The organism is Bacillus sp. XT-2, from assembly GCF_025696525.1.
Lineage (GTDB): Bacteria > Bacillota > Bacilli > Bacillales > Bacillaceae > Bacillus > Bacillus halotolerans.
Map to the genome: position 1 here is coordinate 550,666 of NZ_JAHVOC010000002.1, position 12,662 is coordinate 563,327.

The window sequence follows — 12,662 nt, forward strand, 5'->3', positions numbered from 1 at the left end:
CGCAAAAAAGCCCGATCCGTTAAAGGACCGGGCTTTTTTTCAATATGATGAGTCAGTTGTTGAATTTGTTGTGCCGTTTGAGCTTGTGCTGCTGTCATTTGTGTAGCCGCTTCCGCTCGTAGTGCCGTCTGTTGCAGTGCTTCCGTCAGTGCTTGAACTGCCAGTGCTGTCTGATGTTGAGCCATCGGTACTGGAGCTGTCAGTGCTTGAACTGCTCGTATCAGGAACATAATCTAGATGTTCTTGAAGCGTTTTTCTGACGTTTTCCAGATTCGCAGCATCCGGTTCAAAATAATACGTGTTGTTAGGCCCTAAATACAAATCAGAACCAGTAATTGACAGCGTGTCAATTTTCTTGCTGGTAAAGCCGCTGTAAATTTGCTGTAAGGCTAAACCTTCAGTAATGCGAATATTGGTTTCTACGTTTTCACTGGCTGTTTCTGCGATTTTATCAATTTTTGCAATATTGCTTGCGCTGGACATCCGATCGATCAACGCGTTTAAAATTTGTTTCTGTCTGTCATTACGGCCGAAATCTCCGCGTTTATCCTGCTTTCTCATGCGGGCATACGCCAAGGCTTTTTCACCATTTAAATGCATCTCGCCTTTTTTGAAATAAATACGTTTGCTTTCGTCCACATCGCTTTTTTCATCAAAGTCGAAAGGTACATCTACATCAATACCGCCAACTTCATTAATAACATCTTTAAATCCGTCAAAATCGACTGTTACATATTTATCGATTGGGATTTGCAAGAAGTTTTCAACAGTTTCAACAGTCTCATCTTTTCCGCCTTTGCTGTAAGCGGAATTGATCTTTGTTTTGCTGCCGGTTGTGTCACTTGCTAATTGCACACGTGTATCGCGCGGAATGCTCAGCATTTTCATGGTTTTATTTTTTGGATCAAGGGTAACTACAATAAGAGAGTCAGATCTCCCTTTTTGTCCTTTTGTCGCGTAATCTTCGATTCCCATAAATAAAATAGAAAATGGTTTTTTCTTCATATCTACAACTTCACTGCGAAGATTTGATTTATCTCCGCGGGAAAGCGCATCGTATGAATCATCCGCAGCGTTAATGGTTTTATATAGTTTATATCCTCCGAGACCTACAACTACCAATAATGCAAGGACGAACAACAACATAATCCTTTTTAAAATTTTTCTGCGTTTGCTCTTTTTCTTTTTGCGCACACGCACTCTAACGCGTTCAGCCATTATTCAGTCTCCTTTATGTGATTGACGGCTTTTTCAAGATACGTCAACTCTCCCTCTGTAATATCACTTTTTCCATTTGTTAACTCTGTCATCCACTCAGAAAACGATTGTGTTTCTTTTTCTTCTACATATGCTTCGAATTCTACGTTTTCTGCATAATGAATTTCTTTTAATAGAAAAGGTGATTCCCTTAATTCATTTTCAATCTTGCCAAGCCAAGTATAATCTGCGGAAGTATGCATAACCCTCATAAGCTTCCGTTCTACAACACCTATATGGTTTAATCCTTCAGACACTGACTTCCCATAAGCGCGGATTAAACCGCCTGCTCCCAGCTTTATGCCGCCGAAGTAACGCGTAACGACAGCACAAGTATCCTTAAGTCCGCGTTTTTTTAGCACCTCGAGCATAGGTACTCCTGCGGTGCCGCTCGGTTCTCCGTCATCATTGGCTTTTTGGATATGATCGTTTTCGCCAATTACGTAAGCTGAGCAATTATGAGTTGCATTCCAGTGCTGTTTCTTTATTTTCTGTATAAATTCCTGTGCTTCTTGTTCGGTAGAAACACGGCTTAAATGACAGATAAAACGCGATTTTTCTATAACAATCTCGTGTTCTCCTGCTTCTTTCACAGTAAAATAGCTGTGCAGCATGCTTGCTGACCCCCTGCTAAGCATAAAAGACCGCCTATACAAATTCGTACAGTCTTTAGAATTTTTGTGCGTATTTTGTTATCATAAAGAGTAAGAAGGTACATAAAATTGTTTTTTTCTAGAATATACGCATTCTTTCATTATAATTCGACACAATTTGCAGATCAATTACATTTATAATAAAAATATATGACAACACCGTGACGGAGGGAAATTATGAATAAAACAAAGATGGATTCCAAAGTTCTGGACTCTATTTTGATGAAGATGCTGAAAACCGTTGACGGGAGCAAGGATGAGGTTTTTCAAATCGGGGAGCAGTCACGCCAGCAGTATGAACAGCTGGTCGAAGAACTGAAACAAATTAAACAGCAGGTTTATGAAGTCATCGAGCTTGGTGATAAACTTGAAGTGCAAACCCGCCATGCGCGAAACCGTTTATCCGAGGTCAGCCGCAATTTTCATAGATTCAGTGAAGAAGAAATCCGCAACGCTTATGAAAAAGCCCATAAGCTGCAAGTAGAACTGACGATGATCCAGCAGCGTGAAAAGCAATTGCGCGAACGCCGGGACGATTTGGAACGCAGACTGTTAGGCCTTCAGGAAATCATCGAACGCTCAGAATCACTAGTGAGCCAGATTACGGTCGTGCTGAACTATCTGAATCAGGATCTTCGGGAGGTTGGGCTGCTTCTTGCTGATGCGCAGGCAAAACAGGATTTTGGCTTGAGAATTATTGAAGCGCAGGAAGAAGAGAGAAAAAGAGTCTCGAGAGAAATTCATGATGGCCCTGCACAAATGCTGGCAAATGTTATGATGAGATCGGAATTAATTGAACGGATTTTCAGAGACCGAGGCGCTGAAGACGGATTCCAGGAAATCAAAAATCTCCGCCAAAATGTGCGGAATGCTCTTTACGAAGTGAGACGGATTATATATGATTTAAGACCGATGGCCCTTGATGACCTAGGCCTGATTCCAACTTTGCGGAAATATCTATATACAACCGAAGAATATAACGGTAAGGTGAAAATACATTTTCAGTGCATCGGCGATACGGAGGACAAACGACTCGCGCCTCAGTTTGAAGTTGCGCTCTTCAGACTCGCACAGGAAGCTGTATCCAATGCGTTAAAGCATTCTGGATCTGAAGAAATTACAGTCAAAGTTGAGATTACAAAGGATTTTGTGATTTTAATGATAAAAGATAACGGCAAAGGATTTGACCTGAAGGAAGCGAAAGAGAAGAAAAACAAATCATTCGGCTTGCTTGGAATGAAAGAAAGAGTAGATTTATTGGAAGGGACCATGACTATAGATTCAAAAATAGGTCTTGGGACATTTATCATGATTAAGGTTCCGTTATCTCTTTGACTATGATTTGTAAAATAGAGCCAAAAGGCATATTGACCGAATACCAGAGTATATAGAACAATAATACAAGGAGGCGTGGCTTGTGACTAAAGTAAACATTGTTATTATCGACGACCATCAGTTATTTCGTGAAGGTGTTAAGCGGATATTGGATTTTGAACCTACCTTTGAAGTGGTAGCGGAAGGAGACGACGGAGATGAAGCGGCTCGTATCGTTGAGCACTATCATCCTGATGTCGTGATCATGGATATCAATATGCCGAACGTAAATGGCGTGGAAGCTACAAAGCAGCTTGTAGAGCTGTATCCTGAATCTAAAGTAATTATTCTATCAATTCACGATGACGAGAATTATGTAACACATGCCCTGAAAACAGGTGCAAGAGGTTATCTGCTGAAAGAGATGGATGCTGATACACTAATTGAAGCGGTTAAAGTAGTTGCCGAGGGCGGTTCTTACCTTCACCCGAAGGTTACTCACAACCTCGTAAACGAATTCCGACGTCTTGCAACAAGCGGAGTTTCTGCTCATCCTCAGCATGAGGTCTATCCAGAGATTCGCAGACCATTACATATTTTAACAAGACGGGAATGTGAAGTGCTGCAAATGCTTGCAGACGGAAAAAGCAACCGCGGCATCGGTGAATCATTGTTTATCAGTGAAAAAACTGTTAAAAACCATGTCAGCAATATCTTACAAAAAATGAATGTAAACGACCGGACGCAAGCCGTGGTGGTCGCCATTAAAAATGGTTGGGTAGAAATGAGATAGCATGAAATTGGACTTGCCTTTTTGAGGCAGGTCTTTTTTTAGGCTTCTGTTTCCCTTACAATAGAGTCATAAATTGATAAGGCAGGTAACGAAGCTATGAATATTGCAGTAGTAACAGATAGTACGGCATATATTCCAAAAGAAATGCGTGAACAAAATCATATACACATGATTCCTCTCCAGGTTGTTTTTGGGGATGAAACATATCATGAAGAAACAGAAATGGACTGGAGAAGCTTTTACCAAGAAGTGAAAAAGCATACAGAGCTTCCATCCACTTCTCAGCCTGCGATCGGCGAGCTGGTTGCTTTGTATGAAGAGCTCGGCAAGTCATATGATGCGGTGATCAGTATTCATCTTTCTAGCGGAATTAGCGGAACGTTCAGCAGTGCAGCTGCAGCGAATACAATGGTCGATAATATTGAAGTATACCCGTTTGACTCAGAGATCAGCTGTCTGGCTCAAGGTTTTTATGCTCTGAAAGCAGCTGAATTGATCAGAAATGGAGCGTCATCGCCGGAAGACATTATAAAAGAACTGGAAGAAATGAAAAAAACCGTTCGGGCATATTTTATGGTGGATGATTTAACTCATCTTCAGCGAGGCGGACGATTAAGCAGTGCTCAAGCCTTTATTGGGAGTCTTCTCAAGGTAAAGCCTATTCTGCATTTTGACAATAAGGTAATTGTGCCTTTTGAGAAGATCCGCACACGCAAAAAAGCAATTTCGCGGATTTACGAGCTTTTAGATGAAGACGCGAGTAAGGGCATGCCGATGAAAGCTGCCGTTATTCACGCTAATCGAGAAGAAGAAGCATCGAGTATTATTGAAGAGCTCTCTGCAAAATATCCGCATGTTGATTTTTATAACAGCTACTTTGGTGCGGTTATAGGCACTCATCTTGGTGAAGGTGCAATAGGAATCTGCTGGTGTTTTAAATAAATGATGAAATCTCCGTTTTAGAAGCGGAGATTTTTTTATATTCTCTTTTTAGCTGTTAGACAGAATATTTTCATTCCGGCATAATATCTCGCAAGGAGGCCGTACTATGCAGACTAAGACATCAGAATCGAACAGCCCATTCTCTAAAGAACTGCAGCAGCAGCTTCAGGGCCGTCATCTGCTTAAAACAGAAATCCCATTTTCTGACGAGATCATTGATTGGCATATCGAGCATGGTTATATATCTGCCGAGGAGTCTATATCAAAAAATAAATGGGGATATAGATGCAATAGATGCGGTCAAAATGATCAACAGTATTTTTCTTCGTATCATTCATCAGGAGAAGATAAAGTATACTGCCGCTCTTGTGTCATGATGGGCAGAGTGAGTGAGGATATTTCTTTATATTCCTGGTGCAAGGAGGCAGAGGCAAACTGGAAGCCTATAAAACTGACTTGGGATGGAAAGCTTTCAAGCGGACAGCAAAAGGCCGCTGACGTCTTAATTGAAGCAATTTCGAAGCAAGAAGAGCTCCTTATTTGGGCTGTTTGCGGCGCAGGTAAAACTGAATTATTATTCCCGGGTATAGAATCGGCATTAAATCTAAGACTGCGTGTTTGTATTGCGACCCCGCGCACCGATGTTGTATTAGAGCTTGCTCCGAGACTGAAGGCTGCATTTCAGGGTGCTGATATTTCAGTTCTATACGGAGGAAGTGATGACAAAGGGCGTTTATCTCCGCTTATGATTTCCACAACCCATCAGCTTTTGCGTTATAAAGACGCATTCGACGTCATGATCGTTGATGAAGTGGATGCTTTTCCATATTCCGCTGATCAAACTCTTCAATTCGCTGTTCAAAAAGCGAGAAAGAAAAACAGCACTCTTGTTTATCTAAGCGCAACACCTCCTAAAGAATTAAAAAGAAAAACGTATAAAGGTGAGTTAAAATCCGTTCGCATACCGGCCAGATACCATCGGAAGCCATTGCCTGAACCGCGCTTTCAGTGGTGCGGAAACTGGAAAAAGAAATTAACCCGAAACAAAATCCCAAATGCGGTAAAAAGATGGATAGAACAGCATGTGAAAGAAGGAAAGCCCGTTTTTTTATTTGTTCCTTCCATTTCTGTTCTGGTAAAAGCTGCTTCCTGTTTTAAAAACATGAATTATCGAACAGCGGCTGTACATGCGGAAGATAAGCTCAGAAAAGAAAAAGTGCAGCAATTTCGAGACGGTCAGTTTGATCTGTTAATCACAACAACAATATTGGAAAGAGGTGTCACAGTTCCTATGGTCCAAACAGGCATCTTAGGGGCAGAATCGCCCATCTTTACGGAAAGCGCGCTTGTGCAAATCGCGGGAAGGACAGGACGGCATAAAGAACATGCAGACGGCGATGTCATTTATTTTCACTTCGGAAAAACAAAGAGTATGATTGAGGCAAGAAAACATATAAAAATAATGAATGAATTGGCTTTAAAAAATAAATTGATAGACTAGTTAATATTTAAAAACATGATACAGTATACTCATATAACTAATGAGGAGCTGTAAAAATGCTTGTCAATTCAAAAGAAATCATGATGGAAGAACTTCTTGACCGATATATGGATCAGCTTCATATGACCTGCACTTGCCAAGTATGCAAAAATGATGTACTTGCACTTTCTTTAAACCAAGTAAGACCAGCTTACGTCACTGATTTAAAAAAGATTGCATATACGAAAGCTGAGCTGGTAGATAAACAGAAAAACACGGCTATGCTTGTGATTTTGGCTGAAGCAGCTGCTGTGGTATCGGAGAATCCGAGTGATCAATGCGAAACGAGACAGGAGGAGGCTCTAAAAAACTGATCTGTCTATTATGTGATTCACAATTTTCTCAAGCTGTTTCATGGTGCTCACTATTCTTATTAAAACCTGACGACAGGGTCTGTCAGTTCTGCAGAAACAAATTACAGATCATCAAAGGGGCTATCTGTCCGCTTTGCGGCAGGCCTCAAACCGCTCATGAAGTGTGTGCGGATTGCGAGGCATGGAAATCAAGAATAGATGACGGCTTAAGGCTCAGTCAAAACCGTTCTGTTTACTTATATAATGACATGATGAAAGAAACGCTCGCCCGAATGAAATTCAGGGGAGATGCAGCGATAATAAGCGCTTTTAAAAATGACTTTTCCTCAGAATTCTCTGCTGTCTACCCAGATAAACGCCTTGTGCTCGTTCCCATTCCGTTAAGCGAAGAACGGAAAGCAGAACGCGGCTTTAACCAGTCACAAATGCTTGCTGAATGCTTAAACCGGCCCATCCTCAATCCTCTCATCCGCCTGAATAATGAAAAGCAGTCTAAGAAAAAGAAAACGGAGCGCCTGCTTTCAGAGCATGTTTTTGAAACAAAAAACAGCTCCGTTGAGGGTATGGATATCGTTTTAATCGACGATCTTTATACTACGGGCGCCACTTTGCACTATGCTGCCCGCTGTTTATTGGAGAAAGGCAAAGCTGGTTCTGTGTCATCTTTTACCTTAGTGAGAAGCTAAATGATTCAATTTTTGTGCCGATATAATGTCTAGAAATTACTGCAGGCATATTAATGAATAAGGAGTAAACATGATGGGTGAACTGGCGAATTGTCCGAAATGCAATGCTTTATTTTTAAAAACAAAGCTGCAAACCGTGTGTCAGGCGTGTATTAAGGAAGAAGAAAAATCATTTGAGACTGTGTATAAATTTTTAAGGAAACAGGAAAACAGGCAATCAACACTGAGCCGCATAACTGAGGAAACAGGTGTGGAGGAAGAGCTGATTTTAAAATTCATCAGGCAAAAGCGAATCCAAATTACTCATCTGCCGAATTTGGCATACCCTTGTGAAAGGTGCGGGACATCGATTAGGGAAGGCAAGTTCTGCAAGGCTTGCCAGTCCGATATAAAGGATCAAATAGATCATCTGAACCAAGAATCCGCATTGAAAACAGAACGGGAAAATAGTAAAAAAGACACATACTATGCCTATAATACCAAAAACAGCTGATTCCCTAAACTAACTGAAAACGCAGTCGATAAAAGGGTTAGATTGTTTAAAGACTGCAACGGAAAGCGAGAGGAATCCTATGAAAATCAATCAATTTGGAACACAATCCGTTAATCCATACCAAAAAAATTATGAAAAGCAAGCGGTGCAAAAAACTGCTGCACAGCCTAAAGATAAAATTGAAATTTCATCACAGGCTAAGGAACTGCAAAATGCATCCGACGCAGTCACTGGTTCACGCCAGGAAAAAATTGAGCAGCTTAAAGCGCAAATTGAAAACAGGTCATACAAAGTAGACGCAAATCATATAGCGAAAAATATGATTAATTTTTATAAAAAGCAATAAAAAAGGAGAAAGCCCATGTCAGCAAAGCCAATTATTGAACAATTGAAGCGACTTTGCGTTCTGCATGAGCATCTGCTCACGCTGTCTGAGGAAAAGACGGAAGCGCTCAAAGCCGGCAAAACAAAAGAGCTTTCTAACATTTTGACAAAGGAACAAAAGTATATTCAAGCTATCGGGCAGACAGAAGATGACCGGATCAAAGCGACTTCCGCCTTTCTCGGATTCAGCGAAAATAACACCATTTCTGCTTGTATCGCCAAAACTTCAGGCAGTGAAAAGGAAGAGCTGGAACAACTATATGAAGCTCTTTCTAACGTTCTCGGACATCTGAAAGAAGTGAATGAGATGAATAGGCAGTTGACGAGAGACGCGCTGCAATTCATCTCTATTTCGTACGATATGCTGGTTCCTAAGGAAAATAATTTCAATTACAGCAAATCAATTAAAGCTGAGCTTCCAAAGAGCAGCCGGATGAAACTTTTTGATTCAAAAGCTTAGCAGAAAGGAATTCAGAATATGACATCTACCTTTATGGGTCTTGAAACTGCAAGGCGGGCGTTAAGCGCTCAGCAAGCAGCGTTAAGCACTACTGCAAATAATGTGGCAAATGCCAATACTGATGGTTATACAAGACAGCGAGTCTCATTAGAGGCAACGGACTATTTCCCTGCTGTATCAAAAAATGCAGAAAAAACTGCGGGACAAATGGGAACGGGTGTACAAGGCAAGTCAGTTGAAAGAATCAGAGACATCTTTCTTGACTACCAATACCGCCTCCAAAACAGCAGTTCTGGATATTATGACACGAAGGCTAAAGCCCTGTCCCAAATGGAAGGGATTATGAATGAGACTGGTGGCAGCGGATTAAACAGTGTGCTAAATTCATTTTGGAATTCTCTGCAAGAACTATCCAATAATGCAAATGAGGACAGTGCGCGTTCTGTTGTCTCTCAAAAAGGACAGGCTGTTGCTGATACGTTTAATCATATTTCTGAGTCCCTTACAAAAGTTCAATCAAATTTAAAAGCAGAACTAGATACTAGTGTACTAGATGTTAATTCACTGCTATCTCAATTAAACAGTCTCAATAAGCAAATTGCACAGGTAGAACCAGTCGGTCTGCTTCCGAATGGTTTATACGATCAACGTGATTTGCTGATTGATAAATTATCTTCAATTGTTGATGTCAAAGTGAGCTACAACAAATCAGGCGGGAATGCGCTTGCTTCTTCGGAAGGAACTGTATCGATCGAAATCCTGGATAAAAATAAACAGTCGCTGGGAACTGTTCTGGACGGAAAAAATTATGAGGTTTCAGAGCTGAAAGCTAACTATGATAATGAAACGGGCTTAGTGACAAGCATTTCAATTGGAGACACTGCGGTTCAAGCTGAGTCGTTCAGCAGCAATGGATCACTGTTAGGATTTATACAGTCTTATGGATATGTCACGGCAGACGGCAAAGAAAAGGGCATATATCCGGAGATGCTTTCAGATCTTGATAATATGGCGCTCGAATTTGCAAAAGCTTTCAATGAAGTACACCGAAATGGTCTGACAGAGAGCGGTGAACAAGGCGGGGACTTTTTTGATTTTACCGGGGGTGAAACTGAGCCGGCAAAAGGCGCAGCAGGTAAGATTAAAGTCACTGACAGCATAAAAGATTCAAAAGGCGCGAATATCGCTTTCTCACTTACTGGAGCAGCAAACGATAATTCAAACGCAACGAATTTAGCAAATGTGTTAACTGGGGACATCACCATTAACGGAAAAGAAACGAGTGTGCTAGATTATTATGCTGGTCTCATTGGCGAGCTGGGGATCAAAGCTCAAGAGGCGAATCGGCTGGCATCTAATACAGAAACACAGCTGAATGATGCAGACATAAACCGTCAGCAAATGAGCGCTGTTTCTTTAGATGAAGAAATGACCAATATGATTCAATTCCAACACGCATACAATGCTGCCGCAAGAATGGTAACGTTACAAGACGAAATCCTTGATAAAGTAATTAATGGCATGGGTGTCGGGGGAAGGTAGGTAGATCAAATGAGAGTAACACAAGGCATGATTCAGCAAAACTCATTGAGATATATCGGTTCAAGCTACTCAAAGCTGGATAAACTTCAATCACAGATTTCTTCCGGAAAAAAAATCTCAAAAGCTTCCGATGATCCTGTAGTAGCTATGAAAAGCTTAAAGTACAATACGCAGTTATCTCAAGTTCAGCAATACCAAAGTAATGCTTCTCAAGCCTTTACTTGGCTTGAAAACACAGAAACAAACATTACTGAAGGAATTGACATTATGTCAAAGGTCAGAGAGTTAGCTGTTCAAGCTAAGAATGACACAAATGGTGGAGCAGAATTGCAAGCTATTGGTGTAGAAGTAAAACAATTAAAAGAACAGCTCTTAAATATTGCTAATACACAAGTGAACGGCAGATATATCTTCAATGGCACTAATTCAGATACACCTCCAGTTAAAGACAACGGTGACGGAACTTATACGATTTCTGATACGGCTGACGTTATTGTCAATATATCGGATAATATGTCATTAAAGGTAAACTCAGATCCGAAGGCAGCCTTTGGCGGTACTTCTGGAAGCGGACAAAATGTGTTTGAAATGCTAAATTCATTTGAGACAGCACTTAATTCAGGTTCTTTGGACGGTATAGACAGCGTTTTAGATGATATTGATCAATTTTCTGACGGTATGAGTTCAGAACGATCTGATATTGGAGCGAGATATAATCGTCTTGAACTGATTAATACAAGACTTTCAGCTCAAGAAGAAACAGCTACAAAAGTGTTGTCAGACAATGAAGACGTAGAACTGGAAGAAATAATAACTGAATTTATTGCGCAGCAAAGCGTGCACAGGGCTACTCTGGCTGTAAATGCGCAAATTGTTCAGCCTACATTGATCGACTTTTTAAAGTAAGCGGCTCTCAGGAGTTCGCTTTTTTTATAGTTTAGGAGGTAGAGTGATGCAAATTCCCAGATTGATTATGCATAGTGTTCAAGGGAAAATTGGTTTAACAACGACGCCCGCCAGCTTAAAAATGGAGCAGCCGCAAGCCGATCTGGAGATTGAACAGCCAAGCGCGGAAATGGAAATATCGGTGACACCTGGAAAACTTACGATTGACCAAACGCAAGCATGGGAAGAATTAGACAGAAAGCATGTATTCAAAAGAATCGAAGAAGCTGCCCAACAAGGGCATGAGGATGTAATGGAAGGGATAGCCCGTACTGCAGAAGAAGGCGACGAGCTTATGAGAATTGAAAATAAGGGGAACCCAGTCGCTTCACAAGCAAAGAGAAACTCTGAGATGCACCAAATTCAATTAGGCGAACATTACGCTCCTTCTCTTTCAAGGGTGAAAATACAATATACCCCGTCACAGCTTGATATTCAGATTACGCCGCGAAAGCCTGTTATTCAGGCTGAACCGCATAAGCCGATTGTTGAATATATGCCGGGAAACGTTAAGGTTGACATGCTCCAATACCCTGATTTAAATATAGAGGTAGAAAACCTAAAAGAATCACTCGAAAAGTAAAAAGAAAAGGATCGTGAACAATGATCATTCATACTAAATACCATGGCCAAATGAATGTAAAAGAAGAACAAATCATTCTTTTTGAAAACGGGATTCCAGGCTTCTTAGAAGAAAAACAGTTCGTCATTCTTCCGCTTTCAGAAGACTCTCCATTCGTGGCGCTGCAGTCCGTCACTTCAGAGAATCTTGCGTTCATCGTTGTAAGTCCGTTTATCTTTTTTAAGAATTATGAATTTGACCTTGATGAATCAACTGCTGAACTTTTGGATATCGATAATATTGAAGACGTAGAAGTCATGACATTATTGACCATGGCAGAGCCATTCGAAAAAACTACTGCTAATTTATTAGCTCCTATTATTGTGAATCGCAAGAACATGCTGGCTAAGCAAATCGTTTTACACGACTCCCCATATACGACAAAGCATCCGATTGGAGGAGAATCATGCTAGTTTTATCGCGGAAAATAAACGAAGCGATTCAAATAGGTGCTGATATTGAAGTAAAAGTGATTGCGGTTGAGGGTGACCAAGTGAAAATTGGAATTGAAGCCCCAAAGCATATTGATATTCACAGGAAAGAAATTTACTTGACCATTCAGGAAGAAAATAACCGTGCGGCAGCGTTATCCAGCGATGTGATCTCCGCATTATCCTCACAAAAAAAGTGAGGATTTTTTTTATTTTTGTATTAACAAAATCAGAGACAATCCGATATTAATGATGTAGCCGGGAGGAGACGCAAACACTCCGCCAG

General features: G+C 40.8%; 16 protein-coding genes. 14 read left to right on the forward strand and 2 right to left on the reverse strand.

Annotated elements, in window-relative coordinates; genetic code table 11:
• Window positions 1-39: 39 nt before the first annotated feature.
• Window positions 40-1,218, reverse strand: a complete 1,179-nt coding sequence (locus tag KXD37_RS08865) for an LCP family protein (RefSeq protein ID WP_024123032.1) — start codon at window positions 1,216-1,218, stop codon at window positions 40-42.
• On the reverse strand, window positions 1,218-1,871 hold the full coding sequence (locus tag KXD37_RS08870; RefSeq protein ID WP_044159478.1) for a YigZ family protein: 654 nt from the start codon (window positions 1,869-1,871) through the stop codon (window positions 1,218-1,220). The genes KXD37_RS08865 and KXD37_RS08870 overlap by 1 nt, the downstream gene beginning before the upstream one ends.
• Before the next feature lie 216 nt (window positions 1,872-2,087).
• On the opposite strand from KXD37_RS08870, the gene degS reads away from it, so the two are divergent.
• The 14 genes from degS to csrA all read left to right on the forward strand — a co-directional run bounded on the left by degS (window position 2,088) and on the right by csrA (window position 12,576).
• Entirely contained in the window at window positions 2,088-3,245 is a 1,158-nt protein-coding gene (degS, locus tag KXD37_RS08875; protein ID WP_024123030.1) for a two-component sensor histidine kinase DegS, read from the forward strand.
• Window positions 3,246-3,327: 82 nt separating this feature from the next.
• Window positions 3,328-4,017, forward strand: coding sequence for a two-component system response regulator DegU (gene degU / locus KXD37_RS08880; protein WP_003219701.1), 690 nt, complete (start codon window positions 3,328-3,330; stop codon window positions 4,015-4,017).
• A gap of 96 nt (window positions 4,018-4,113) precedes the next feature.
• Window positions 4,114-4,959, forward strand: a complete 846-nt coding sequence (locus KXD37_RS08885) for a DegV family protein (protein ID WP_106019639.1) — start codon at window positions 4,114-4,116, stop codon at window positions 4,957-4,959.
• Window positions 4,960-5,065: 106 nt separating this feature from the next.
• A complete protein-coding gene (comFA, locus tag KXD37_RS08890; RefSeq protein ID WP_106019638.1) occupies window positions 5,066-6,460 on the forward strand; it encodes an ATP-dependent helicase ComFA in 1,395 nt (464 codons plus the stop codon).
• A gap of 56 nt (window positions 6,461-6,516) precedes the next feature.
• Window positions 6,517-6,813 (forward strand): late competence development ComFB family protein, encoded by a 297-nt coding sequence (locus KXD37_RS08895; protein WP_024123028.1) that lies wholly within the window; start codon window positions 6,517-6,519, stop codon window positions 6,811-6,813.
• Window positions 6,777-7,499, forward strand: coding sequence for a phosphoribosyltransferase family protein (locus KXD37_RS08900; RefSeq protein WP_127696434.1), 723 nt, complete (start codon window positions 6,777-6,779; stop codon window positions 7,497-7,499). The genes KXD37_RS08895 and KXD37_RS08900 overlap by 37 nt, the downstream gene beginning before the upstream one ends.
• Before the next feature lie 73 nt (window positions 7,500-7,572).
• Entirely contained in the window at window positions 7,573-7,992 is a 420-nt protein-coding gene (locus tag KXD37_RS08905) for a TIGR03826 family flagellar region protein (protein ID WP_024123026.1), read from the forward strand.
• Between the two features lie 79 nt (window positions 7,993-8,071).
• Window positions 8,072-8,338, forward strand: coding sequence for a flagellar biosynthesis anti-sigma factor FlgM (flgM, locus tag KXD37_RS08910; RefSeq protein WP_106019637.1), 267 nt, complete (start codon window positions 8,072-8,074; stop codon window positions 8,336-8,338).
• A 15-nt stretch (window positions 8,339-8,353) separates the two neighbouring features.
• On the forward strand, window positions 8,354-8,836 hold the full coding sequence (flgN, locus tag KXD37_RS08915) for a flagellar protein FlgN (protein ID WP_106019636.1): 483 nt from the start codon (window positions 8,354-8,356) through the stop codon (window positions 8,834-8,836).
• Between the two features lie 18 nt (window positions 8,837-8,854).
• On the forward strand, window positions 8,855-10,378 hold the full coding sequence (gene flgK / locus KXD37_RS08920; protein ID WP_095712911.1) for a flagellar hook-associated protein FlgK: 1,524 nt from the start codon (window positions 8,855-8,857) through the stop codon (window positions 10,376-10,378).
• 9 nt (window positions 10,379-10,387) lie between these two features.
• Window positions 10,388-11,284, forward strand: a complete 897-nt coding sequence (gene flgL / locus KXD37_RS08925; protein WP_106019635.1) for a flagellar hook-associated protein FlgL — start codon at window positions 10,388-10,390, stop codon at window positions 11,282-11,284.
• A gap of 46 nt (window positions 11,285-11,330) precedes the next feature.
• Window positions 11,331-11,906 carry a DUF6470 family protein gene (locus KXD37_RS08930; RefSeq protein WP_024123021.1) on the forward strand — a complete coding sequence of 192 codons (576 nt, stop codon included), beginning with the start codon at window positions 11,331-11,333 and terminating at the stop codon, window positions 11,904-11,906.
• Between the two features lie 20 nt (window positions 11,907-11,926).
• The gene (gene fliW / locus KXD37_RS08935) at window positions 11,927-12,358 is read left to right on the forward strand and encodes a flagellar assembly protein FliW (protein ID WP_263463487.1); all 432 of its coding nucleotides are present in this window, start codon (window positions 11,927-11,929) and stop codon (window positions 12,356-12,358) included.
• Window positions 12,352-12,576, forward strand: a complete 225-nt coding sequence (gene csrA, locus KXD37_RS08940) for a carbon storage regulator CsrA (protein WP_010332059.1) — start codon at window positions 12,352-12,354, stop codon at window positions 12,574-12,576. Before fliW ends, csrA begins: the two co-directional genes overlap by 7 nt.
• Window positions 12,577-12,662 lie beyond the last annotated feature (86 nt).